Genomic DNA, 24,100 nt, shown 5'->3' with positions numbered 1-24,100 from the left:
CCCGTATCGAAGGATCCGGGCGCAGGCCGGGTGAATGAATGGGTTCCCCGTCACACCACCCCATTCGCCTTCAGCGCCGCCAGTTTTTCATCCGACAAGCCCAACATCGATTGCAGCACCTGCTTAGTCCCTTCGCCCAATTCCGGCGGCGCGCTGCGCACCGGTAGGCGCTCGCCGTCGAAACGATAAGGCGGCGCGAGCACCTTGACGCTGCCGGCGACAGGATGGGCGTGAGTCGTGACCAAACCAGCGTCGTTCGTCCGCTTTGAGGTCAATGCCTCATGCAGACCCAGCACTTCGCCGCAGGGAATCTTGGCGGCAGTCAGTCGTTCCAGCAAGAGCTTGCGTTTGCGGGAGCCAATCTCACGAGTGAGTTCCGGCATCAGGATGGCGCGGTTGGCAGAGCGGCCGATGTTGTTCTTGAAGCGTTCGTCCTCCGCCAGATCGGGGCGTTCGATCACTTCGCAGCAAAAGCGCGCGAACTGGCTATTGTTGCCGACCGTGATGACCAGCGGGCCATCTTCCGCATCGAACACGCCGTAGGGAACGATGGACGGGTGGGCGTTGCCGTAGCGCGGCACATCCTGTCCCAGCAACAGCGATTCCAGCCCGTAATACGAGGTAATCATCAGCCCGCAATCGTAGAGCGCCATTTCGATATGACGTCCTTTGCCGGTGCGCTGACGCTCAAACAGCGCCGCCAGAATTGCTTGCGCCGAATACATGCCAGTAAACAAATCGACCGCAGCAACGCCGAATTTCAGCGGCGGCTGGTGCGCCTCGCCGTTGATCGCCATCAGTCCCGATTCGCCTTGCACCACCAGATCGTAGCCCGGCCGCGCCGCTTCCGGGCCGCTGGTGTCGTAGCCGGTGATCGAGCAGTAAATCAGCTCGGGATGGTCTTTGCTCAACTGCGCATAACCAAGCCCGAGTTTGTCGATGCCGCCGAACTTGAAGTTGTGGATCACCACATCGCATTGCTGCGCCAGATCCTGGGCAATCTGCTGACCCTCCGGCGTTTGCAGATCGAGGCAGATGGAGCGCTTGTTACGGTTAACGCTGTTGAAATAAGCGGTCTCGGTGTTGCCGATGCGCAAGCCCCAATCGCGGGTATCGTCGCCGCGCTCAGGATGTTCGACCTTGATCACTTCGGCGCCGAAATCGCCCAGCACCATGCCACACCAGGGCCCGGCCAGCACGCGGGAAAGATCGAGCACGCGAATGCCGGATAAGGGCAACAAAGAAGGTGTATCGGACATGCCAACTCCAAAGATTCAAAAATAGCTGCCGCCAGAAAGACGGACAGAGGTGTGAGGTGGCGTGGAAAAGACCTGTGGTATTACGACCCGTTCGGTTTCCCGCGCAGCGTGACGAAATCAGCCGGGCGCTTCGCAAAAAAAGAGGCGATGCCTTCCGCCGCTTCATCGTCGCCTTGCGAGACCGCCATCAAAGTGGCTTCAAGTTCCATCTGCGCTTCCAGATCGGCGCCGTAAGCGTGCTGACAGAGCTGCTTGATACGCGCCGTCGCACGCAGCGGCCCGGTCGCAATTTGCTGCGCCAGCGCAATGGCGTCGGTCAGCGCCGCACCCGGTTCAGCCAGACGATTGACCGCGCCCAGCGCATGCAGTCGCTCGCCGCTGATCCGTTCGCCGGTCAGACAGAGTTCGGTCAGAATCTGGCGTGAAACAAACTCGGCCAGAAACGCTGTCGCGCCGCCATCCGGCGTTAATCCGACTTTCACATAAGCCGCTGAAAACAGGGCATTGCGCGCCGACACCAGCATGTCGCAGCACAGCGCCAGTGACAGCCCCGCACCGGCCGCACCACCTTCGACCGCCGCCACCACCGGCTTGCTACAGCGACGGATAGCGCGAATCAGATTGTGCAGATTCTCAATTTTTTCGCGCCGTTGTGGAACCGGCAATTCGCGGCGCGTCGCCAGTTGTTTCAGATCGCCGCCGGAACAGAAAAAATCGCCTGCGCCAGTCAATACAATGGCTCCCACGCCGGGATCGCTTTCCGCTGCGCTCAGTGCGGCTGCCAATTCCGTGTACAGCGCCGCCGTAATCGCGTTGCGCGCAGCCGGATTATTGTTGGTCAGAATGCGCACCGCGCCTTGCTGAGCGATCAGAACGGCATCGCTCATGCCGCGTCCCGGTTTTTCTGTTGGTGGCCAAGCGCAATGAAGCGCTGCAAATGGTGGTCTTCATCGCCCAGTTGATGGTCAATCATCACCAGCCGTTTGGCGTAATGCGCCAGCGGCAATTCCCATGTCATGCCGATGCCGCCGTGTAACTGAATGCTTTCTTCCGCCACCAGCGTACCGATGCGGCCGATGCTGACCTTGGCGGCCGACAGCGCGCGTTCCCGCGTGAAACGGTCTGCGTTGAGCGCGGCGGCGGCATTGATGACGGCGGAACGCGCTTGTTCGATTTCCAGCAGCAGCGTGGCCATACGGTGTTGCAGCGCCTGAAAACTACCGATCAGCATGCCGAATTGTTTGCGCGTGCGCAGATAGTCGAGCGTGGCTTCCTTGGCCGCTTCCATCGCCCCCAGTGCTTCCGCGCAGAGCGCCAGAATGCCGCGGCCGACGACACGTTCCAGTGTGGCATAGCCTTGATGTTCGACACCAAGCAAGGCATCGGCAGGCAGTCTTGCATCGGTGAACGTCAGTTCGGCAACGCGCCCGCCATCGATGCTGGGGCAGCCGCGCACGGTCAGTCCCGGCGTATCGGCGGCAACGATGAAGAGAGAAATGCCGGCTTCGTCATCGATTTCTCCCGCCGTGCGTGCCGAGACGATGAACAGTTGTGCCTGCTCGCCTTGCTGCACCACGCATTTCACGCCGTTGAGAATCCAGCCGTCGGTGCTTGATTGCGCACGCGTATTGATCCGCGCCAGTTCGTAATGACTCTCCGGCTCGTCATGCGCGAAAGCCGCGATGCGGCTGCCGTCGATCAGCCCGGCCAGCAGCGCTTGCTGTGCGACATTGCCGGCAGCGGCAATCGCTTCGCCGGCCAGTATCGCGCTGCCGAGCAGAGGCTCGACCACCAGCCCGCGTCCCAATGCTTCAAAGACCACGGCAATATCGAAACCTTCGCCGCCGAAGCCGCCATCGGATTCACGGAACAAAGCACCCAGCACGCCCAGTTCGGCGAACTGCTGCCACAGCGAGGCGCTGAAACCTTGTGGTGATTTGACAATGCCGTCGCGGGTATCGAAGTCGTATTGCTCGGCAATGAAACGATTGAGGCTATCGGCCAGCATGCGCCGTTCTTCGGTATGTTCAAAATTCATGTTCGTCTCCTCACAAGCCAAGAATCATCTTGGAAATAATATTTTTCTGGATTTCGTTGGAGCCGCCGAAGATCGAGAGTTTGCGATTATTGAAGTACTGCGCCGCTGCACTGGCCGCTGCTTCGGGGCCGATGTGCTGGCCGGTGTAATCGCTTTCCAGCGCCTCGATGATGAACGGCCGTGCATGTGGGCCCATGGCACGGCGCGTGAGCGAGCTGATTTCCTGACGGATTTCGGTGCCGCAGATTTTCAGCATCGAACTCTCCGCACCCGGCGCGCCGCCACCGGCGACCGCAGCGATCACGCGCAGATTGGTGGTCTTCATGTTTTCCAGATCGATTTCCACCCGCGCCATACGCGCGGCAAACGTCGGGTCTTCACTCAGCGGCCTGCCGTTGCGTCTTTGCTGCGCGGCGATACGCTTGAGCCGCGCCAGCGCCGCGACTGAAAAACCGACGCCCGCAATATTGGTGCGTTCGTACGTCAGCAAGAATTTGGCACAGGTCCAGCCATCGTTTTCCTGGCCGACCAGGTTGGCCAGTGGCACCCGCACATCGGTGAAAAAGATTTCGTTCACTTCATGCTCGCCGTCGAGCGTGATAATGGGACGGATATCCACGCCGGGCGTGTTCATGTCGATTAACAGGAAGCTGATGCCGGCCTGCTTCTTGGCCTCGCGGTCGGTGCGCACCAGACAGAAAATCATGTTGGCGTGCTGGCCCAGCGTAGTCCAGGTTTTCTGACCGTTGACGACATAGTGGTCGCCATCGCGCACGGCCATGGTCTTGACAGCCGCCAGATCGGAACCGGCACCCGGTTCGGAGTAACCCTGACACCACCAGTCGTCACCGTTGAGAATGCGCGGCAGCCAGTAATTTTTTTGCGCTTCGTTACCGTATTTGATCAGCACCGGCCCCAGCATATTGACGCCGAACGGCACCACGCGTGGCGCATTGGCCAGGCAGCACTCATGCTCGAAAATGAATTTCTGCGTCGCGCTCCAGCCGGGACCGCCGTATTGCTCCGGCCAATGATTGGCGAGCCAGCCCTGGGTGTTCAGTGTGTTGTGCCATTCCTGCATCTCGGCTTTCGACAGATGCTTGCCGTGCGCCACTTTGTCGGACAGACGGGCAGGCAAGCGCTCGGCCAGAAAGGCTTGCACTGTGCTGCGAAAGGCTTCTTCTTCGGGGGTGAAATTCAAATCCATGCCAATTTCCCTTCATTCTTCTTTAATAAGGAACCGCTATTTCAGTATCTGTTTCGGATGCTGCTTATGCTTATGCTTATGCACCATAAATTTCAAACAAGCCTGCCGCACCCATGCCGCCGGCGATACACATGGTGACGACCGCGTATTTCGCGCCACGCCGACGACCTTCCAGCAAAACATGGCCGACCAGTCGCGCACCGGTCATGCCGAACGGATGGCCGATTGAAATCGCGCCGCCGTTGACGTTGAGTCGCTCATCGGGAATGCCCAGTCGTTGCTGGCAGTAAATCGATTGCGAGGCGAAGGCTTCGTTGAGTTCCCACAGGTCGATGTCATCGACCGTCAGGCCGTGGCGCGCCAGCAGTTTCGGCACGGCATACACCGGGCCTATACCCATTTCATCCGGCTCGCAGCCCGCCAGCGCCAGTCCGCGAAACACGCCCAGCGGTTGCAGGTTGGCGCGTTCGGCGTCTTTGGCTTCCATCATCACGCAGGCCGATGCGCCGTCGGAAAGTTGCGAGGCATTGCCGGCAGTGACGAATTTGTCCGCGCCCATCACCGGAGCCAGTTTGGCCAGACCTTCATAGGTGGTGCCGCGCCGGTTGCAGGTGTCGGCATCGACACTGACTTCGCGGTGCGACACGACGCCGGTGTCCTTGTCGGTGACAGCCATGGTGGTGGTGCAGCTAATAATTTCATCGCGATAGCGACCGGCCATTTGCGCCGCTTCCGTCTTGCGCTGGCTTTCGGCGGAGAAGCGGTCTTGCGCTTCGCGGCTAATGCCATAGCGTGCGGCCACGATGTCGGCGGTGTCGATCATCGACATGTATAGCGCCGGTTTGTGCGTGGCGATCCAGGGATCGATGCCGCTGTCGCCTGTTTCCCGCGTGCGCAGATGCGAGATGCTTTCCAGCCCACCTGCGATCATGACGGGAGCGCCATCAACCACGATGCGGCCGGCGGCCATGGCGATGGCTTGCAGGCCGGAAGCGCAGAAACGGCTGACGGTGGCGCCCGCAATCGAAATCGGCAGACCGGCGCGAATAATGGCCTGACGAGCGATGTTGCGGCCGGTAGTGCCTTCGGGATAGCCGCAGCCGAGAAGGGCGTCTTCGATTTGCGCGGGGTCGATGCCGGCACGGTCGACGGCGGCGCGTACCGCAAACGCGGCCAGTGCCGCGCCGGAGGTGATATTGAATTCGCCCCGGTGCGCCTTGGTCATTGGCGTACGGGCGGTGGAAACGATGACGGCTTCACGCATAACGTTGACTTTCTTTGTTTGTTAGAACTTACGCAACAGCGCGCTGGCGTTGTTGCATCGCCTTGCCCTGCTGCTTGCACTGTCTGCGGCAATGCGCCTAGCCAGAGGGCTTTTGCGTAAGTTCTGGTTTGTAGTATTGATTATTTGGATTGATTAAGACTGTCGAAATTAGCGCCGCGCTCGACCAGATCGATCAACAGCGGCGAGGCTTGCCAGAACAGGGGGTCTTCCTTGGCGAAAGCGCGGATGTCGGCCAGGATGGTTGGCAGACCGACCGTGTCGGCATATTTCATCGGGCCGCCGCGATAGCGCGGGAAACCGTAGCCGTGCAGGAAAGTAATGTCGACATCGAGCGGGCGCAGGGCAATGCCCTGATGCACTACGTTCGCGCCTTCGTTAATCATGGCCGCCATGTAACGGCGAAGAATTTCTTCGTCGGTAAAACTGCGTGGGGCAATACCGGCGCGCAGGCGTTCGGCATCGATGATGGCTTCTACTTCAGGATCGGCCACACCGGTGCGCGCACCGTCTGGATAGAGGTAATAGCCGCGTCCGGTTTTCTGACCGAACCAGCCGCGCTCGCAAAGGCGGTCGGGAATCTGCACGTAGCGCGCTTCAGGATTGCGGGTCGGTGCGCGGCGCTTGCGCGCGGCCCAGCCGATATCGCCACCGGCCAGATCGACCACCTGGAACGGGCCCATCGGATAGCCGAAGTTGCGTATTGCCGTATCGATCTGGTAAGGAGAGGCACCGTCTTCCATCATGGCATCGACCGCCTGACGGTACACCGCCAGCACGCGATTGCCGATGAAGCCGTCGCAGACACCGGCACGCACCGGCACCTTGCGCAGTTTTTTCGCAAACTCGAAAGCGGTGGCAACGACGTCGGCCGAAACCTTGGCCGGCACCACAATTTCCAGCAGTTTCATGATGTTGGCCGGCGAGAAAAAGTGCAGGCCGATCACATCTGCCGGACGCGAAATACCGGCGGCCATGAGGTCGATATCGAGGTAAGAGGTATTGGTGGCCAGCACCGCGCCGGGTTTGCAGACCCGGTCGAGTTCGCTAAACAGTGCTTGCTTGACGGCGATATCTTCAAAGACCGCTTCGACTACCAGATCGGCTTGCGCCAGTGCGGCGTAGTCGGTGCTGCCGCTGAAGCGGAGCAGGGTGGCGGCTTTGGCGTCGGCACTCAGACGGCCTTTGGCGATCAGGCCATCGTAGACTTTCTCGACGTTGGCGCGGCCGCGTGTCAGTGCGGCTTCGTCGCGTTCTATCATGACCACCGGCAAGCCAGCATCCAGCGCCGCGACGGTAATCCCGGCACCCATGGTGCCGCCGCCGACCACGCCGATACTGGCAATGGCGCGCGGTGTGGCGCTGCGGGTTTCGGGCGCTTTGAGCACTTCGCGTTCAGCGAAAAAGGCGTGAATCAGACCGGCGCGTTGCGGGCTGTCGAGGCATTGCAGGAACAGGGTGCGTTCAAGTTGCATGCCCGCATCAAACACGAGGTCTTGTGCGGCTTCGACGGCATCGACGATTTTTAATGGAGAAAACAGACCGCGGGATTTTTTGGCCGTTTCCTTGCGCGCAGCATCGATGGCGATTCGGCCAGCGTCTTTGTCGGCCAGTCCGGCGGCGTCGCGGGTGCGGCGTACCGGGGCTTGGTTAGTGAGCAATTCCTGCGCATAGCTCAGGCCTTCTGCGGCGATATCCGTGCTATTGCCGATGCGGTCGATCAGTCCTAGCGTCAGCGCTTCTTCCGCGCCGATGTGACGGCCGCTGAGGATCAGGTCCAGCGCGGCCTTGGCACCAAGCAGACGCGGTGTGCGTTGCGTGCCGCCTGCGCCGGGCAAGAGGCCGAGCTGGACTTCGGGCAGTCCGAGTTTGGCTCCCGCAATGGCCAGGCGGTAGTGCGCGGCGAGCGCGACTTCCAGTCCGCCGCCCAGCGCTGCGCCGTGGATGGCGGCGATCACCAGTTTGCTACAGGCTTCAATGCGGTTGCAGACATCCGGCAGCGAGGGCGCTTGCGGTGGTTTGCCGAATTCGCGTATATCGGCACCGGCGATAAAGTTGCGTCCTGCACCCACAATCACGACTGCGCGGACGGCGGCGTCGGCATCGGCGGCTTCGATGGCGACGAGCAGACCGCGACGCACATCGACGCCAAGCGCATTGACGGGCGGCTGGTTGATCGTGACGAGGAGGATATCGCCGCGCAATTCGCGGGTAACAATGTCGCTGGCTTGGGGCAGGGTCATGGGAATCAGTCTCCGGGATTAGATAGAATCGGGTGTGTTCGCACTGCGGAACAGCGGTTCGCAAAATAAAACCATGTGGAACGATACCTTATTTTGTCGGGCAAGGTGGGAAATTCTACTGGAGTCCCATCCGGGTTACGAGATGCATCAGGATGGTGCAAATGGATTGAGGGTGAGGGGAAAGGAATATGGTTGTTGGTCTGGTAACTACTTTTGCACCCATTCTATTTCGCAAGACGAACCGTTATTCCGCAAATGAATTGACAGCTGGGTTTTTGATATGTAAGTATGAGGTCTGTTTTTTGCGCCTTGCGGGGGCTCTGAACAAGCGTCATGCAGGTAATGATTGAGCGCAGTTTATTAGTCAGTAGCGTGTCAGTTGAGTGTTTGTTGAGTGTTCGTTGAATGTTCGTTATGTGTGGCGGAAATACCCGGAGGCGGTAGATGCAAGAGGAAATTTTGACGTTTAGCGATGACGCGGCCAGCAAGGACCGTCAATTCGTCAATGCTCTGGCGCGAGGCTTGGAAATTTTGCGTTGTTTTCGGCCGGGTGAGGTGTATCTGACCAACACCGAGCTGGCCAGGCGCACCGGAATGCCTAAGCCCACCATCACCCGCCTGACCTATACGCTGACCAAGCTGGGTTATCTGAACTATGCCGCCGATCAGGGCAAGTACCAGCTCGGGTCGGGTGTGCTGGCGCTGGGTTACTCATTGTTGTCGAATTTGGATATCCGCAAACTGTCGCGCCCGAGCATGCAGGAACTGGCCGAGCATTCGCAATGCAACGTGGCGCTGGGCATACGCGACCGTCTCAGCATGGTGTACATCGAAGCTTGTCGCGGCAGCGGTGCCGTCACTTTGCGGCGCGAGGTCGGTTCGCGCATTCCGCTGGCGGCCACGGCCATGGGCAAGGCTCTGTTGTGTGGACTGCCGCAGGCCGAGCGCGATTTTCTGCTGGATCACATCCGTTTGCGCGATGAAGAAAAATGGCCAAAAATCAAAGCCGGTATTGAGCAGGGTTACAAGGATTTTCAGGACTTCGGATTTTGCGTGTCGGTCGGCGAATGGGAGTCCAGCATCCATGCGGTCGGTGTGCCGCTGATCGATCCGGATGGCGAAAAAATGATGGCGTACAACTGTGGCGGCCCGGCTTTTATGCTGACGCTGGATGCGCTGATGAACGATCTGGGGCCGCGACTGGTGGCGCTGGTGCGCAAGGTCGAGGTGAGCATGGGCCGTCATTGAGCGCCAATGAGTGCCAAATGAGCGCCAATGAGCGCCATGTCAGTCGGTTGCATGCGAACGGCAAGCACGTCCGACACTTCTGTTGTGCAGTTCAATTTACTACTTCAATTAATTTCAGGCGCGCCATGATCGAACGGAACAACAGGATGCAGGGATGATGTTGCCAGCGACTCCTTTGGCCGATTTTCCCGCGCGACTGAGCGATATTCCGCGCCGCTGGAACGGACAGACTCCCGATGCGCCAGCGCTGCACGAAAACGGCGTGGTCTGGAGTTACGCCCGCCTTTGGGCTGCGGTAGAAGCCGGCGCGGACTTGCTGCGCGAACTGGACGTGCGTCCCGGCGACCGCGTCATGGTCGTTGGCGAAAATTGTGCCGCCCAGGTGGCGCTCATCTTTGCCGCCGCGCTGGTCGATGCGTGGGTGGTCGTAGTGAACGCCCGGCTTTCTGCGCGGGAAATGGAGGTGATCCGCGATCACTGTCAGGCGCGGCGCATGATTTTTACCGGCCCGACCGCCTCCGCAGCGCACGCCCATGGCGCGCGCGTCGCCGCAGTCAGCCGGGAGGTGGAATTAGTTGGCGGACTGAGCATTGGCCCACTCAATACGGCATGTTCCGCCGAGCCGGTGGCTACCTCAAATGCTGAACAGGTCGCGGCGCTGATTTACACCACTGGCACGACGGGCCATCCGAAAGGCGTGATGCTGACGCATCGCAATTTACTGTTTGTAGCCGACGGTTCCGGCTGTTTGCGCGAGTTGACGCAGCAAGACCGGGTGTACGGCGTGCTGCCGATTTCTCATGTGTTCGGACTGGCCTCGGTCATGCTCGCCACGCTGTATGCCGGTGCCTGTCTGTATCTGGTGCCGCGCTATTCGGCCGAGGCCTTGCAGACTGCGCTGGCACAGGACGGTATCACGATGTTGCAGGGCGTGCCCGCCATGTATGCGCGTTTGCTGGAGATGCCGCGCCAGTCCGGTGAGCGCATCAAAGCGCCCGCCTTGCGCTTTATTTATGCGGGTGGATCGGCGCTCGATCCGGCGCTCAAGGCGGCGGTGGAGCAGTTGTTTGGCAAGCCCCTGCATAACGGATATGGCATGACGGAAAGTTCGCCCACCATCAGCAGCACGCGCATGGATGCGCCGCGCACCGATGCGTCGGCAGGAATGGTGGCGCCGGGGGTGGAGATTCGGCTGGTCGATAGTCACGACCAGGAAGTGTCGCCGGGAGAGCCGGGCGAACTCTGGGTGCGTGGCCCGAATGTGATGAAGGGCTACTACCGCGAACCTGCGCTGACTGCTGGCGTGATGCGGGAAGGCGGCTGGCTCAATACCGGCGACGTGGCGCGGCTGGAGTCGGACGGCGCTTTGTTCATTGTTGGCCGTACCAAGGAATTGATCATCCGTTCCGGTTTCAATGTGTATCCGGCGGAAGTGGAGGCCGCGCTGAATGCGCATCCGGCTGTGACGCAATCGGCAGTCGTCGGGCGACGGGTGGCAGATGGCAATGAAGAAGTCGTGGCTTTCATTGAAGTGCATCCTTCACGCACAGTCACGGTGGCGGAATTGCAGGCGTATCTGGCGACTCTGCTTTCTCCCTACAAATGTCCCTCCATCATTACCATCCTGCCAGTATTGCCGGCAGCGGCCACCGGCAAAATATTGAAGGGAGAACTTAAAAATTTGGCGCAGCAAATGTATGGCAAATGAATTCAACCAGCAAGCGCGCCCTTTCACCGGGCGCAACCAGGGAGCCTCTGACACAAGTGCGCGGCGCAAGCCACACTGAATCAGCAGTTCCCTCTATAAATTAAATTAAACGAACGAGGCGGAGACAATGAAGACAACTAAAAAACAGGGCAGCAAGCGTATCGGATTGCTGGCAATGATGGCGCTGGCAGTATGCGCGCAGACACTGCCCGCAGCGCAGGCGGACGAACTGATCGTGGGCGTCGAAGTGCCATTGACCGGCACACTGGCGCGCGTCGGTACCGGGATGCAGGAGGGCATCACCGTTGCCGCCGATGTCTTTAACAAGGGCAGCGGCAAGCACAAGATCAAACTGATTACCGTCGATGATGAATCGGCACCGGCCAAGGCCATTGCCGCGGTCGAAAAACTGGCCAGCGATGGCGCAATCGCCATTACCGGCGGTTATGGTTCCAACAATATTGCCCCGGCTTCCGATGCGGCCAACAAGCTCGGTCTGGTGTATGTGACTTCAGGCGGCGTCGATGACAGTCTGGTCGCCAGCGGCCGCAAGAATTTCTTCCGCATCAACAATACGGCCGGCTATCAGAAGGCCATGATGGGTCTGTTGAGCGACATGGGCGTGAAGTCAGTCTCCATCGTGTATTCGACCAAGGAAGCGACTGCCGGACTGGCCAAGGACTTGCAGAAAAGTCTGAGCGACAAGGGTGTTGTGGTTGTGTCTCATGCCTTCGATCCGGCGATCACCGATTTCAAGCCCATCATCAACAAAATCAAATTGCAGGACAAGTCGGAAGCCATTGCGATGGTCGGATATGAAAACGATTACGTCGGCATCTTGCGCGCCGCACGCGTGCTCAAACCGAACGTCAAGGCCATGGTCGGAGTCTGGTCACTGGCAACGCCGAAAATGGCCGCTGATTTTCCTGATCTGATGCCGAATGTCTACGGCACTGCCGTACTGCCATTCCCGGCGCAATTCGATACGGCGGACGGCAAACTGTTCAGCGATACCTATCGTCGCTTGTACAAAAAGGAGCCGGACTATCTGGGCCAGTTCGGCTACGTGCAGTCCTTGCTGCTGTTTGAAGCCATTGCCCGCGCTGCCGACAAAGGCACGCTGAAGAAAAACGGCGTGGCCGAAGAAATGCGCAAGACCGATCGCGAGACCCTCATTGGTGTGGTGCGCTTCAGCAGCAACGGCGACAACCTCAATTTTTCGCATCGCATGGGACAGCATCAAAATGGCAAGGTGGTGATTGTCTGGCCGAAAGAATCGGCGACCGGCAAGATCAATTTCCCTGGCGTTCCCTGGTAAATATTGGCAAGCAAGCTTGATCGCTTGCGCATGACGGATAAGGAAACCCGGAGGCAAGGTGGCGTGCCACGCTATTGCTTGCGCCGGGCTTCCCTCAAACACATTGGAACGATGACATGACGGAATTGATATTGCAGGCGCTGTATTCCGGGCTGCTACAGGGCGGCTCGTACGCGCTGATTGCGCTCGGGTTAGCGCTGGTGTTCGGCGCGATGAAGGTGATTAATCTGGCGCATGGCGAGCTGGTGTTGCTGTCGGCTTATGTCGCTTACTCGCTGGAAGCGGGGCTGGGCTGGAATCCGGTGTTGTCGATACCTGTCGCGCTGGTGGTGGTGTGTCTGGCGTCGGTGATGGTGTATCTGGTGGTTAGCCGCATCAAGAAAGATCGGGAAATTAATTCTCTGATTCTGACTTACGGGATAGGCGTGATTCTCACCAATGGGATTTTGTTGATCTGGAAAGCGGACGTGCGCTCCACCGGATCGAGCTGGATGCAGGATGCTTTTGTACTCGGCCCTTTTTACAGCATGCGCAGCGAAGCCCTGTTCTTCGTCGTCAGTCTGGTCATCATCGGCGGCTTGTGGTGGTGGCTCACGCGTAGCTGGTACGGACGCGCCGTGCGCGCTGTATCGAGCAACCGCGACGCAGCGAAATTGATGGGCATCGATCCCGGACGCACGGAGCTGGTGGCGTTTATCGTCGCCGGTATTCTGGCGGCATTTGCCGGTGTCGCGCTGTTCAGCTACGGCGTGATCAGTCCGGCATTTGGCGGTGTGCTGACCGTCAAGGCCTTCATCATCACGGTGCTGGCGGGGATTGGTTCGATTCCCGGCGTGCTGATCGCCGCCTTGTTGTTGGGTGTGGCGGAAGCGCTGACCGTGACGCTGGCCAGTTCAGCCTTACAGGAACTGGCAGGGATGGGCTTATTTTTGCTGGTACTGTTCATCATGCCGAATGGTTTGTTTGGCGCGAAAGGGCGGCGCGGATGAAACCTCTTTTCAATAAAACACTGATCGCGGTCTTGCTGGCTGCCTACGTCGGCGTGCCGCTGGTACTGGGCGCTAACCATTATGTGATGAGCCTGATCGTTGCTTCGCTGGTGGTGGGCGGTGTCGCTCTATCGTGGGCCTTGCTGGGGAATCTGGGCGGCATGGTCAGTTTCGGACATGCGGCGTTTTTTGGCGTCGGCGCGTATGCGTCGGCGGTCATGAGCATCCGCTATGGCGTGCCGGTATTGGGCGCGATACTGCTCGGTGGCGTGTGTGCGGTGGTCGCGGCGCTGGCGATGTTGCCGGTGCTGCGCTTGAGAGGGCCTTATTTTGCGCTGGCGATTCTGGCCTACGCGCAGATATTCCGCATCCTCGCGACGGAGTGGACGTCGGTCACTGGCGGTTCGGGAGGCCTTTCAAATATCCCGCGCTTGCCGGAAATTTTTGGCTACGATTTCAGCAGCAAGGTCGGTGGCTATCTGGTGATACTGACCCTGGTGCTGGCCTGCGCCGCGATCTATCAGGCGATCCGCCAGAGTCATTACGGTCTGGCCTTGCGTGCCATGCATGAAAGCGAAGATGCGACCCGCGTGGTGGGCGTCAACAGCACGTTGCTCAAGGGACTCATGTTGCTGGTGTCGGCTTTCATGTGCGGCATCGTCGGCGCGTTCAATGCGCATTACATCAATTTTCTTGAACCCGATTACGCGTTCAGCGGCCTGTGGGTGACGATTCCGATTGTCGCCGCGATCTTTGGCGGTTACCGCACGATTACCGGGCCTATCATCGGCGCGGTGGTGGTGTATCTGGTGGATCAGCTGATTTTCAAGAGCATCATTCCTTCCGGCCATCAACTGGTGCTGGGCGTGCTGCTGGTGGCGATGATCGTGTTCAGTCCCGATGGTTTGCTCGCGCTGCTGCGTAAGTTCATGAGGAAAAACCATGCTCCAACTTGATAATTTATCGGTGCGTTTCGGCGGTCTGACTGCGGTCGATGGCGTGACGCTGAGCGTCGGCACGGAGGATGTGGTGGGACTGGTCGGTGCCAATGGCGCGGGCAAGACCACCCTGTTCAACGCTATCTCCGGGCTGGTGCGCCCCACCAGCGGCAAGATTGCTTTCGACGGCGCAGACATGATGAATGCGCCTATGTACAAGCGGGCGCAGATGGGCATTGGCCGCACCTTTCAAATCCCGCAGCCTATGCACGAATTGACGGTGCGGGAAAATCTGATCGTGGCGCAGCGCTTTGGCACCGGTCGCGTGGATCCGCACAAGATCGATGAAATTCTGGCTTTCACCAGTCTCGACGGCAAGGCCGAACGCAACGCCGCCACCGAGCTGGCGCTGACCGAATTGAAGGCGCTGGAAGTGGCCAAGGCGCTCGCCACCAATCCGCGTTTATTGCTGCTCGATGAAGTGCTGGCCGGTCTTGAAACCACCGGCAAACGACGTTTCATGAACATGCTCAAGGATTTGCACGAGAAATTTTCCGTGGGCATTGTCATCATCGAACACGATATTGAAACCATCAGCAATTTGTGCCGCCGCGTGGTGGTGCTCAATTTCGGCCAACTGATTGCAGACGGCACGCCGGACGCCGTGTTCCGCGATCCGGCCGTGATTAAAAGCTATACGGGAACCGAACATGCTTGAGATATCGAATCTGCGCGCCGGCTATGGCGCGATCAATGTGCTGTGGGATGTGTCGCTGACAGTCGCGCAAGGAAAGCTGACCACCATCATCGGTCCTAATGGCGCGGGAAAAACGACTTTACTGCGCGCCATCATGGGTCTGATTCCGGTCTCGCAGGGCGAGGTGCTGCTGAACGGAAACCGCCTGACTGGCACGCCGACCTGGGAAATGGCCGATGTATCCATGACCATGATTCCCGAAGGGCGCATGACCTTCCGCGACATGAGCGTGGAAGAAAATCTGATCGTCGGCGCGTTCGCCAAACAGCATCGTGCCAGCGTCAAAGACAATCTGGAGAAGTCCTATCTGATGTTTCCGCGTTTGCGCGAGCGTCGTCAGCAGCTGGCCGGTTCCTTGTCCGGCGGCGAGGCGCAAATGCTGGCAATGGCGCGCGGTCTGATGTCCGATCCCAAATTGTTGATTGTCGATGAGCCTTCGCTCGGTCTGGCGCCGGTGGTGGTTAATGAGTTGTTCGAGATTCTGGAACGCTTGAAAGAAGGCGGACGGACGATTGTTCTGGTGGAGCAGAACACGCACCGCGCAGTCGGCGTGGCCGACCATGTCTACCTGATGCAGAGCGGAAAAGTGGTGTTGTCTCAGCCCGCAGCGGCGGTCAGTCTCGATCATTTGCATGAGCTGTATTTTGCCAGGTGATGCGATGAAGGCGGACCCGATGCAAAGCGGTTTCAAGGACTTGCTCGGCCATCGTGTTGCCGAGTGGGGGCCGGATCAGGTCGTTGTCGAGCTGGACATCGGCCCGCAGCATTTGAATCTGGCGGGAACGGTGCATGGTGGCGTGCTGGCCTCGCTGATCGATGTTGCCGGTTCCCTGTCCGGGCTGTATAGCCCGAACGAGAGCGACATGCGCAGGGCCGTCACCTTGTCCCTGACTACCAACTTTACCGGGCAGGCTTCATCGGGCCGTATCAGGGCGGTGGCCAATAAACGCGCCGGTGGAGCCAGCATCTATTTTTCCAGCGTGGAAATCAGTGATGATGCCGGTCAAATTATCGCCATCGGTGAAGTCGTCAACCGTTACCGAAAAACCGCTGATTAAGCCACTGTGCGGTGCTTTCCGGTCTCAGCGATCATTCCTCATCCCATCACACATTGATCCAGTTGCTCAAGCGATAGGATGAAATGACTCCGCGCGTGAAATCGGCCAGTAGATCGAAAATACTTCTGACAGTGTGTGTTCCTGCGCCGGGTCGAGCAGCTGTCCTGCTTCCAGATAAGGCAGGAGCGCCGACATCAGCATCACCCGGTTCGGAGAGAGCCGCCTGACGATATGGCGCGGTTTGAGTTCGGCCGGGCCATGCAGACCAGCGGAGGCAATCAGGTCGGCCAATGCCTTGAGCGTGTTCTTGTGAAAATGCGCGACGCGCTCCGCCTTGTCCGGCACTACCAGCGCGCGCTGACGTAAGGGGTCCTGCGTGGCAACGCCGGTCGGACAAGTGCCGGTATGGCAGGTTTGGGACTGGATGCAGCCGAGCGCAAACATGAATCCGCGTGCGGAATTGCACCAGTCAGCACCGAGCGCAATCGTACGTGCGATATCGAATGCAGTAATGATTTTTCCCGAGGCGCCGATCTTGATCTTGCTGCGCAGATTGGTCCCCACCAGGGTGTTGTGTACCAGCAGTAGCGCTTCTTGCAGCGGCACGCCGACATGGTCGGCAAATTCCACCGGTGCGGCACCTGTGCCGCCTTCACTGCCATCGACCACGATGAAATCCGGCGTGATGCCGGTTTGCAGCATCGCTTTCACAATTCCAAAAAATTCCCACGGATGGCCGACTGCCAGTTTGAAGCCGGTCGGTTTGCCACCGGACAAGGTGCGTAATTGCTCAACGAATTGCAGCAAACCAATCGGTGAATTAAAAGCGGAGTGGCTGGCCGGCGAGATGCAATCGAATCCTATCGGGACGCCGCGCGCAGCGGCAATTTCAGGGGTGACCTTGGAGCCGGGCAACATGCCGCCATGACCCGGTTTTGCTCCCTGCGAAAGTTTTATTTCTATCATTTTGACTTGCGGCACGCAGGCATTGGCAACAAAACGTTCGGCTGAAAAACTGCCGTCCGGATTGCGACAGCCGAAATAACCGGAGCCGATTTCCCACACCAGATCGCCGCCGGGCATGGACGGATCTTCCGGGCGGTGATAGCGGCTGATGCTGCCCTCTCCGGTGTCGTGCATGAACTTGCCGATTTCCGCGCCCTTGTTGAGCGCACGAATGGCGTTGGCCGACAGCGCGCCGAAACTCATCGCGGAAATATTGAAGACGCTGGCGGAATAAGGCTGGGCGCGATCTGCGCCTATCGTGATGCGGAAGTCGTGGTGATCAATGTTGGACGGGACGATCGAATGGTTAATCCATTCGTAGCCATTTGCATACACGTCGAGCTGGGTACCGAAGGGTCGTAAGTCGATCGCTTCCTTGGCGCGTTGGTAAACGATGGAGCGCTGGTTGCGCGAGAAGGGATTGCTCTCGGTATCGTCTTCCAGAAAATATTGGCGTATCTCGGGACGTATCGCTTCGAGTATGAAACGGAAATGCGCGAGGAGGGGGTAGTTGCGCAGGATGGAGCGCTTGGTTTGTAGCAGATCGCCAATGCCGATGACCGTCAACACCCCGGTAACAAGTGCCAGAGACCATAACCACCAGTTGCTATTGATCCGAAGCGCGGCAGCCAGCGCGAAAATAAAAACGGTACAGCTTATTGCCAACGTCAAATAACGCAGGGGAAAAACAGGGAATCGCAGCTTGCGCATTGTTCTATTCCTCTTGTGTGAGGCACCGGTCAACTGCCGGGCAGAAGAGGGCATCTCTGATGAAATATGCAGGGCATTGTGGTCATGGTGCGACCAGGGCAGCTCTAATCAGGGGCCGGCTCAGTCTACTACGCTTGCCTGAAGAAGATATCTGTTTTGTTCAGAACCCGAATGTCGTGCTGTGTAATTTCCGATATCCCACCTGATCGTGAGTGGCGGTTTTTGATCGCACTTGCCAGTGAGGTCGTGCAGCCGTATCGGATTATCAGGTTTGTTATTAAAAAGAAATCATAAATGAAAAGGAATTTAAAACTCGCTATTTCACAAACTAAATAATAAGATATATTTTAAAAATAATATAAAAGTAAATTAATGAAAATATTTCATAATGCCAATAAATGTTAATTAAATAATATTGCAACCTGCAAATATTAATAAATTAAAATGCTTATGACGGGCAACATTTTTAATGCAAGCGCTGAAGGCAGAACGATTGAAAACCGTATGAGTCAGGATTCAAATCTATTTTAGAAAAATTTGAATTCATCACGCACGCACAAAGGTCTGTTTATGAATTCCGCTAATTTTAAAATCAGAACGCGCCTTATATTTGGTTTTGGGGTGCTGGTATTGCTGACCTTGTTGATAAGCACGATCGGCAGTTTCATTATCCGCAAGACGGGTGCAGCAACTGACAATATGGTCAATGAGGTATTTGTAAAAGAGCGCCTGGTCAATGAGTGGGCCGGAGCATCATATTTGAATGGCACCCGAACCATGGCGATTGCCAATAATGCCGACACCTCCGCTCAGCAAGAAACGGAATCAAAAATAAAAAAAAGTAGTGATCGCATTTCAGCAATACAGGCGCAATTGGAGAAGATGTCGAAAAGTCCAGATGAAATAGCTTTGTATGAGGAAATTGCGAATAAACGAAAAAATTATCTCGCGGCGCGAGAGGTCATTTTTACGGCAAAAAAAACCGGTAATGATGGCGAGCTAAAAAAACTGATCGATTCTCGCTTTGAGCCGGCACTCGACGCGTATTTTTCCACAATTCGGAAATTATCCGATTTGCAAGTGGAAAAAATTACCGAAAGCACTTCTTATGTAGGAGAAACTTTCGCTAAAGGATTGATTATTTTTATTGGTTTGTCGGGCTTTGCTTTATTCCTCAGCATCAGTCTTGTTTATTGGATCGCCCGCTCCATAACCCGGCCTCTGGAGCGGGCGATATCGATGGCGCTCAGTGTTGCCGGCGGGGATCTGACTACACGCATTGACCCCGAAGGAAGCGACGAGGTTAGCCAGCTTGTGGGTGCGCTCAAATCGATGAATATCAACCTGGTAAAAATTGTTGATGAGGTTCGCTCAAGTTCCAGCTCCATTGCCACCGCATCCCATGAGATTGCAATCGGCAACCTTGACCTGGCAAGGCGTACCGAACAGCAGGCGGCGTCTCTGGAAAAAACGGCGTCGTCAATCGAAGAGCTGACGGCGACGGTAAAAGAGAACTCCGGCAATGCACAAGAGGCCAACCGGCTGGCAGTATCGGCCTCGGAAGTGGCAATCAAAGGGGGGCACGTGATGTCGCAAGTGGTCGATACCATGGGATCGATTAACAATTCGGCCAAAAAAATCGTCGATATTATCGGCGTGATTGACGGTATCGCCTTTCAGACCAATATTCTGGCCTTGAATGCGGCGGTAGAGGCCGCACGCGCCGGGGAGCAGGGCCGTGGTTTTGCGGTGGTGGCGGCCGAAGTGCGCAGCCTGGCGCAGCGCTCGGCTGCAGCCGCAAGGGAAGTCAAAGTGCTGATTATTGATTCGGTTGAAAAGGTCGAAACCGGCACCAAGCTGGTCGATCAGGCCGGTATCGCCATGGACGATATTGTTGCCAGTGTTGGCAAAGTGACCGATATCAATGGGCAAATCACTGTTGCCAGCAGCGCGCAATCGGTCGGTATTGAGCAGATCAATCAGTCGGTTAATTATCTGGATGAAATGACGCAACAAAATGCCGCTCTGGTGCAGCAGGCCGCTGCCGCCGCTGGTTTATTGCGCGAGCAGACCGCCGGGCTGGTGCAGATGGTCGACGTATTCAAACTGAATAAGCGCGCAGCGCCACGCGTGACCTTGCGGGTTCCGGCACAACTTTTCTTTGCGGAGTCGGCATCCGTTGAGTCCAGAATTGTCGATGTTTCGACCTCGGGAATGTGCGTTGTGACATCGGCCGTCATCAAGGTTGGCCAGCAGATTGAGGTCCGCTTCCAGGTACCCCTCAATGGGATTGAAAGCGGGGTCAGCGTTGTTGCTGAATCAGTGTATTGCGTCGAAAGTGCGGGTAATGGCTACATGATTGGATTACGTTTTATCGACGATCAGGAAAATGCAAGTACCTCATCTCTGCATCAATTCATCCAAAAAACGCTGCCGCGCATCGCATAAATGAAACGTGAATACGCTCTAATTACCTCCTGAGGCGCTTGTAGTCTCCTGTGTGCTTACTCCGCAATGTCGCGGGTGTCATGCCGGCGTGTGCTGGCTTTATCTCAACAGAGCCGCTACCGAAGTGCACGCCAACAACACCTTCCGCTTACCTCAACTGACTTATTACAGGGACTTTCCACGGCAATCTGCAATTTATTGCGCCAGATTTGATACACTTCCGCACTGCGGGATGCGATAAGACACTGTAAGACACTGGTTTCTGAACAGCGATTGTTTTGCGGACGCAATAAATTCGCTAAATTCGCGCATGACGGCATTTGCGGGCAACACAAACGACAGAAAAAGCGACCTGATCAAGCTACATCAATGCGGCAGCGTATTCAACGCATCGACACAACCGCACACTATTCCCACACACCACACCAAGGAGTTCATCGTGACTGCAGGTAAATCAGCGATTATCTATACACTGACTGACGAAGCGCCGCTGCTGGCGACTTGTTCCTTACTGCCTATCGTCAGGGCATTTACGGCACAAGCCGGTATCGATATCGTCGAAAGCGACATCTCCGTGGCGTCCCGCATCCTCGCCGAATTCTCGGAATTCCTGACGGATGCACAGAAGGTGCCGGATACCCTGGCCGAACTGGGCCGTCTGACGCAGCTTCCCGACACCAATATCATCAAATTGCCGAACATCAGCGCATCGGTGCCGCAACTGGTCGCCGCCATTCGCGAATTGCAGACTTCCGGGTTCAAGATTCCTGATTTCCCTGAAGATCCGAAGACAGACGAGCAAAAAGCCATTCTGAAGCGCTATTCGAAAGCACTCGGCAGCGCGGTTAATCCTGTTCTGCGCGAAGGCAATTCCGATCGCCGCGCGCCGGCCGCCGTTAAACGCTATGCCCGTAAAAATCCGCACTCGATGGCCAAGTGGAGCCCTGCTTCGCGCACCCATGTTTCCCACATGCACAGCGGCGATTTCTACCACAGCGAAAAATGTCTGACCCTGACCAAGGATTGCGACGTTCGCATGGAACTGGTGGGCAAAGACGGCAAGGTCGTCGTTCTCAAAGAAAAAGTGTCCTTGCTTGCCGGTGAAATTATCGACAGCATGTTCATGAGCAAAAAGGCGCTGTGCAAGTTCTACGAAGAGCAGATGGAAGATGCGCGTGAAACCGGCGTGATGCTGTCCTTGCACGTCAAGGCAACGATGATGAAGGTATCGCACCCCATCGTTTTCGGTCACGCAGTGAAGATTTTCTACAAGGACGCCTTCGCCAAGCACGGCAAACTGTTCGAAGAACTGGGCGTCAATGCCAACAACGGCTTGAGCAGCGTCTACGAAAAAATTCAGACCCTGCCAGAAACCAAGCGCGAAGAAGTCCTGCGCGACTTGCACGCCTGCCACGAACACCGTCCTGAACTGGCGATGGTGGATTCGGCCAAGGGCATCTCTAATCTGCACGCACCGAACGACGTGATCGTCGATGCCTCGATGCCTGCCATGATCCGCCTGGGCGGAAAAATGTGGGATGCCAACGGCAAACCACGCGACACCAAGGCCGTCATTCCGGAAAGCACTTTCGCCCGCATCTATCAGGAAATCATCAACTTCTGCAAAACCAATGGCGCGTTCGATCCGACCACCATGGGTACCGTGCCGAACGTCGGTCTGATGGCGCAAAAAGCCGAAGAGTACGGCTCGCATGACAAGACGTTTGAAGTCCCTTTCGACGGCGTAGCGCGCATTGTTGAGTTGAATGGCACTGTGCTGCTGGAGCAGAATGTGGAGCAAGACGATATCTGGCGCATGTGTCAGGTCAAAGATGCACCGATTCGCGACTGGGTCAAACTGGCCGTGAACCGCGCGCGTTTGTCGGGCATGCCGACCGTCTTCTGGCTCGACGAATACCGTCCGCACGAAGCCGAGCTGATCAAGAAGGTTCATACCTACCTGAAGGAATACGATCTGAGCGGCCTCGACATTCAGATCATGTCGCAAGTACGCGCCATGCGTTACACGCTGGAACGCGTCATCCGCGGCAAGGACACCATCTCGGTCACCGGCAATATTCTGCGCGATTACCTGACCGACCTGTTCCCGATCATGGAACTCGGCACCAGCGCCAAGATGCTGTCCATCGTTCCATTGATGGCCGGTGGCGGCATGTTTGAAACCGGCGCTGGCGGTTCGGCGCCTAAGCACGTCAAGCAACTGGTGGAAGAAAATCACCTGCGCTGGGATTCGCTGGGCGAGTTCCTGGCACTGGCCGTATCGTTGGAAGATGTCGGCATCAAGACCGGCAACAACAAGGCCGCGATACTGGCTAAAACACTCGATGATGCGACCGGCAAGCTGTTGGAAAACAACAAGTCGCCATCGCCACGCACCGGTGAGCTGGATAATCGCGGCAGCCATTTCTATCTGGCCATGTACTGGGCGCAGGCACTGGCTGAGCAGACCGAGGATGCAGAACTGAAGGCGCATTTTGCACCGCTGGCCAAAAAACTGACTGAGAATGAACAAGTCATTGCCGCAGAATTCAAGGCGGTGCAGGGCCATTCAGTTGATATCGGCGGTTACTATCTGGTTGATCAGGCCAAGCTCAAAGCAGTCATGTGCCCAAGCGCGACCTTCAATGCCGCATTGAGCGCTGCCTGATTGTTCTCCATTTGATCTGACACGGCGCATGTTTGCCGTGCATTTGATCTGGACAGTGGGCTGTATTGCCTCGCCAAACCTTCTCCCGGAGGTTTGCGTGGAACCCGGGCCGCACACATCTTTTGCTGATGTGTGCGGCCTTTGTTGTAAGTAAGCGGCCAGTACCAGAATTGCTTTGCCGTTTCTTAATTTCAAATTCTTTAGGATTCCCTTTTGCTGAACCTCAATGAAATTGCCGATGATGCGGAAGACACGCCACACAGTCAGGCCGAGCGTGCGGCAGCAGCATCGCGCAGCACCTGGGTCAGCGTGGGCGTCAATCTGGTACTGACCATTGCTCAAGTACTGGTCGGTATTTTTTCAAAATCACAGGGTCTGATTGCCGATGGTATTCATTCCTTGTCCGATCTGGTGGGCGACTTTGTGGTGCTGTTCGCCAGCCATCACGGGAAAAAAGATGCCGACGAAGACCACCCCTACGGCCATCAGCGTTTTGAAACAGCGGCGTCCCTGGCGCTGGGACTGCTGTTGCTCGCGGTAGGCATCGGCATGTTGTGGTCTGCTTTTATCAAACTGCAAAATCCCGATGCGGTGCCAAAAGTCCATGTGATCGCCCTTTGGGCCGCAGGCGGCGCACTCATTGCGAAAGAGACCTTGTTTCGCTACATGCTTGCCGCCGCTAAACGCGTCAAATCCAGCATGCTGGTGGCTAACGCCTGGCATGCGCGCTCCGACGCGGCCTCTTCGCTGGTGGTGGGGATAGGCATCATCGGCAATCTGGCCGGATACCCTCTCCTCGATCCGATTGCCGCACTGATCGTCGGTTTCATGGTCGCCAAGATGGGCTGGGGTTTTAGCTGGGATGCGCTGCATGACCTGATGGACCGCTCGGTCAACGAGCAAGAGGTGGAGGCTATTCGGCACACACTCATTGAAACGCCCGGTGTGAGCGGGGTTCATGATGTTCGCACGCGCAAGATGGGCGACATGATCGTGGTCGATGCTCACATTGAAGTCGATGCGACACTCACCGTCGAAGCCGGACACGACATCGCGGTGGTCGCCCGGCAGCGCGTGCTGCAACGGCATCGCGTATTAAATTTGATGACGCACGTAGACCCGTGGCGGCGTCCCGATCTGGATCATCAGTCTATCGAAAAATAAACCGCATCATCGTCCATGTCAGCGCAGCAATATGCAGCAGGAATACGCAGCAAAAAATA

The 24,100-nt window shown here is 57.2% G+C and carries 18 protein-coding genes; 11 read left to right on the top strand and 7 right to left on the bottom strand.

What is annotated here, in order from left to right; translation table 11 throughout:
- Positions 1–50: 50 nt before the first annotated feature.
- From RGU70_RS01985 to RGU70_RS01960, 6 genes are all read right to left on the bottom strand, one after another.
- The gene (locus RGU70_RS01985) at positions 51–1,259 is read right to left on the bottom strand and encodes a CoA transferase (RefSeq protein ID WP_322207742.1); all 1,209 of its coding nucleotides are present in this window, start codon (positions 1,257–1,259) and stop codon (positions 51–53) included.
- 80 nt (positions 1,260–1,339) lie between these two features.
- Positions 1,340–2,146, bottom strand: coding sequence for an oxepin-CoA hydrolase, alternative type (locus RGU70_RS01980; RefSeq protein WP_322207741.1), 807 nt, complete (start codon positions 2,144–2,146; stop codon positions 1,340–1,342).
- Positions 2,143–3,297, bottom strand: coding sequence for an acyl-CoA dehydrogenase (locus RGU70_RS01975; RefSeq protein ID WP_322207740.1), 1,155 nt, complete (start codon positions 3,295–3,297; stop codon positions 2,143–2,145). Before RGU70_RS01975 ends, RGU70_RS01980 begins: the two co-directional genes overlap by 4 nt.
- Positions 3,298–3,307: 10 nt before the next feature.
- Positions 3,308–4,504, bottom strand: a complete 1,197-nt coding sequence (locus tag RGU70_RS01970; RefSeq protein WP_322207739.1) for an acyl-CoA dehydrogenase family protein — start codon at positions 4,502–4,504, stop codon at positions 3,308–3,310.
- Positions 4,505–4,580: 76 nt separating this feature from the next.
- Positions 4,581–5,768 carry an acetyl-CoA C-acyltransferase gene (locus RGU70_RS01965; protein ID WP_322207738.1) on the bottom strand — a complete coding sequence of 396 codons (1,188 nt, stop codon included), beginning with the start codon at positions 5,766–5,768 and terminating at the stop codon, positions 4,581–4,583.
- Between the two features lie 140 nt (positions 5,769–5,908).
- Positions 5,909–8,029: a 3-hydroxyacyl-CoA dehydrogenase NAD-binding domain-containing protein gene (locus tag RGU70_RS01960; protein ID WP_322207737.1), complete on the bottom strand. Its 2,121-nt coding sequence runs from the start codon at positions 8,027–8,029 to the stop codon at positions 5,909–5,911.
- 444 nt (positions 8,030–8,473) lie between these two features.
- On the opposite strand from RGU70_RS01960, the gene RGU70_RS01955 reads away from it, so the two are divergent.
- From RGU70_RS01955 to RGU70_RS01920, 8 genes are all read left to right on the top strand, one after another.
- Positions 8,474–9,277: an IclR family transcriptional regulator gene (locus RGU70_RS01955; protein WP_322207736.1), complete on the top strand. Its 804-nt coding sequence runs from the start codon at positions 8,474–8,476 to the stop codon at positions 9,275–9,277.
- Between the two features lie 154 nt (positions 9,278–9,431).
- Positions 9,432–10,985: a class I adenylate-forming enzyme family protein gene (locus tag RGU70_RS01950; RefSeq protein ID WP_322207735.1), complete on the top strand. Its 1,554-nt coding sequence runs from the start codon at positions 9,432–9,434 to the stop codon at positions 10,983–10,985.
- 127 nt (positions 10,986–11,112) lie between these two features.
- Positions 11,113–12,303, top strand: coding sequence for an ABC transporter substrate-binding protein (locus RGU70_RS01945; RefSeq protein WP_322207734.1), 1,191 nt, complete (start codon positions 11,113–11,115; stop codon positions 12,301–12,303).
- 116 nt (positions 12,304–12,419) lie between these two features.
- Complete coding sequence (locus RGU70_RS01940; RefSeq protein ID WP_322207733.1) at positions 12,420–13,292, top strand: branched-chain amino acid ABC transporter permease; 873 nt, start codon at positions 12,420–12,422, stop codon at positions 13,290–13,292.
- Positions 13,289–14,248 carry a branched-chain amino acid ABC transporter permease gene (locus tag RGU70_RS01935; protein ID WP_322207732.1) on the top strand — a complete coding sequence of 320 codons (960 nt, stop codon included), beginning with the start codon at positions 13,289–13,291 and terminating at the stop codon, positions 14,246–14,248. The genes RGU70_RS01940 and RGU70_RS01935 overlap by 4 nt, the downstream gene beginning before the upstream one ends.
- Positions 14,235–14,948, top strand: coding sequence for an ABC transporter ATP-binding protein (locus RGU70_RS01930; protein ID WP_322207731.1), 714 nt, complete (start codon positions 14,235–14,237; stop codon positions 14,946–14,948). Before RGU70_RS01935 ends, RGU70_RS01930 begins: the two co-directional genes overlap by 14 nt.
- A complete protein-coding gene (locus RGU70_RS01925) occupies positions 14,941–15,642 on the top strand; it encodes an ABC transporter ATP-binding protein (RefSeq protein ID WP_322207730.1) in 702 nt (233 codons plus the stop codon). The genes RGU70_RS01930 and RGU70_RS01925 overlap by 8 nt, the downstream gene beginning before the upstream one ends.
- Positions 15,620–16,045, top strand: coding sequence for a PaaI family thioesterase (locus RGU70_RS01920; protein ID WP_322207729.1), 426 nt, complete (start codon positions 15,620–15,622; stop codon positions 16,043–16,045). Before RGU70_RS01925 ends, RGU70_RS01920 begins: the two co-directional genes overlap by 23 nt.
- 66 nt (positions 16,046–16,111) lie before the next feature.
- On the opposite strand, the gene RGU70_RS01915 is transcribed toward RGU70_RS01920, so the two are convergent.
- Entirely contained in the window at positions 16,112–17,761 is a 1,650-nt protein-coding gene (locus RGU70_RS01915) for an FMN-binding glutamate synthase family protein (protein WP_322207728.1), read from the bottom strand.
- Positions 17,762–18,331: 570 nt separating this feature from the next.
- Between RGU70_RS01915 and RGU70_RS01910 the strand changes: the two genes are divergently transcribed.
- From RGU70_RS01910 to RGU70_RS01900, 3 genes are all read left to right on the top strand, one after another.
- Complete coding sequence (locus RGU70_RS01910) at positions 18,332–20,209, top strand: methyl-accepting chemotaxis protein (RefSeq protein ID WP_322207727.1); 1,878 nt, start codon at positions 18,332–18,334, stop codon at positions 20,207–20,209.
- 310 nt (positions 20,210–20,519) lie between these two features.
- Positions 20,520–22,877 (top strand): NADP-dependent isocitrate dehydrogenase, encoded by a 2,358-nt coding sequence (locus RGU70_RS01905; RefSeq protein WP_416186467.1) that lies wholly within the window; start codon positions 20,520–20,522, stop codon positions 22,875–22,877.
- 216 nt (positions 22,878–23,093) lie between these two features.
- On the top strand, positions 23,094–24,041 hold the full coding sequence (locus RGU70_RS01900) for a cation diffusion facilitator family transporter (RefSeq protein ID WP_322210677.1): 948 nt from the start codon (positions 23,094–23,096) through the stop codon (positions 24,039–24,041).
- The last annotated feature ends 59 nt before the right edge of the window (positions 24,042–24,100 follow it).

Source organism: Herbaspirillum sp. RTI4 (genome assembly GCF_034313965.1).
GTDB lineage: Bacteria > Pseudomonadota > Gammaproteobacteria > Burkholderiales > Burkholderiaceae_D > Herbaspirillum.
The sequence above is the reverse complement of the archived record's forward strand: the minus strand, read 5'-3'. Positions and strand labels throughout refer to the sequence as shown.

What these genes read in the sequence shown, in the direction of transcription:
- RGU70_RS01975 (WP_322207740.1), bottom strand. Translation starts at nt 3,297, where the DNA reads ATGAATTTTGAACATACCGAAGAACGGCGCATGCTGGCCGATAGCCTC.
- RGU70_RS01925 (WP_322207730.1), top strand. Translation starts at nt 14,941, where the DNA reads ATGCTTGAGATATCGAATCTGCGCGCCGGCTATGGCGCGATCAATGTG.
- RGU70_RS01905 (WP_416186467.1), top strand. Translation starts at nt 20,520, where the DNA reads ATGACGGCATTTGCGGGCAACACAAACGACAGAAAAAGCGACCTGATC.
- RGU70_RS01970 (WP_322207739.1), bottom strand. Translation starts at nt 4,504, where the DNA reads ATGGATTTGAATTTCACCCCCGAAGAAGAAGCCTTTCGCAGCACAGTG.
- RGU70_RS01920 (WP_322207729.1), top strand. Translation starts at nt 15,620, where the DNA reads ATGAGCTGTATTTTGCCAGGTGATGCGATGAAGGCGGACCCGATGCAA.
- RGU70_RS01930 (WP_322207731.1), top strand. Translation starts at nt 14,235, where the DNA reads ATGCTCCAACTTGATAATTTATCGGTGCGTTTCGGCGGTCTGACTGCG.
- RGU70_RS01945 (WP_322207734.1), top strand. Translation starts at nt 11,113, where the DNA reads ATGAAGACAACTAAAAAACAGGGCAGCAAGCGTATCGGATTGCTGGCA.
- RGU70_RS01950 (WP_322207735.1), top strand. Translation starts at nt 9,432, where the DNA reads ATGATGTTGCCAGCGACTCCTTTGGCCGATTTTCCCGCGCGACTGAGC.
- RGU70_RS01965 (WP_322207738.1), bottom strand. Translation starts at nt 5,768, where the DNA reads ATGCGTGAAGCCGTCATCGTTTCCACCGCCCGTACGCCAATGACCAAG.
- RGU70_RS01985 (WP_322207742.1), bottom strand. Translation starts at nt 1,259, where the DNA reads ATGTCCGATACACCTTCTTTGTTGCCCTTATCCGGCATTCGCGTGCTC.
- RGU70_RS01940 (WP_322207733.1), top strand. Translation starts at nt 12,420, where the DNA reads ATGACGGAATTGATATTGCAGGCGCTGTATTCCGGGCTGCTACAGGGC.
- RGU70_RS01955 (WP_322207736.1), top strand. Translation starts at nt 8,474, where the DNA reads ATGCAAGAGGAAATTTTGACGTTTAGCGATGACGCGGCCAGCAAGGAC.
- RGU70_RS01915 (WP_322207728.1), bottom strand. Translation starts at nt 17,761, where the DNA reads ATGCGCAAGCTGCGATTCCCTGTTTTTCCCCTGCGTTATTTGACGTTG.
- RGU70_RS01935 (WP_322207732.1), top strand. Translation starts at nt 13,289, where the DNA reads ATGAAACCTCTTTTCAATAAAACACTGATCGCGGTCTTGCTGGCTGCC.
- RGU70_RS01960 (WP_322207737.1), bottom strand. Translation starts at nt 8,029, where the DNA reads ATGACCCTGCCCCAAGCCAGCGACATTGTTACCCGCGAATTGCGCGGC.
- RGU70_RS01910 (WP_322207727.1), top strand. Translation starts at nt 18,332, where the DNA reads ATGAATTCCGCTAATTTTAAAATCAGAACGCGCCTTATATTTGGTTTT.
- RGU70_RS01980 (WP_322207741.1), bottom strand. Translation starts at nt 2,146, where the DNA reads ATGAGCGATGCCGTTCTGATCGCTCAGCAAGGCGCGGTGCGCATTCTG.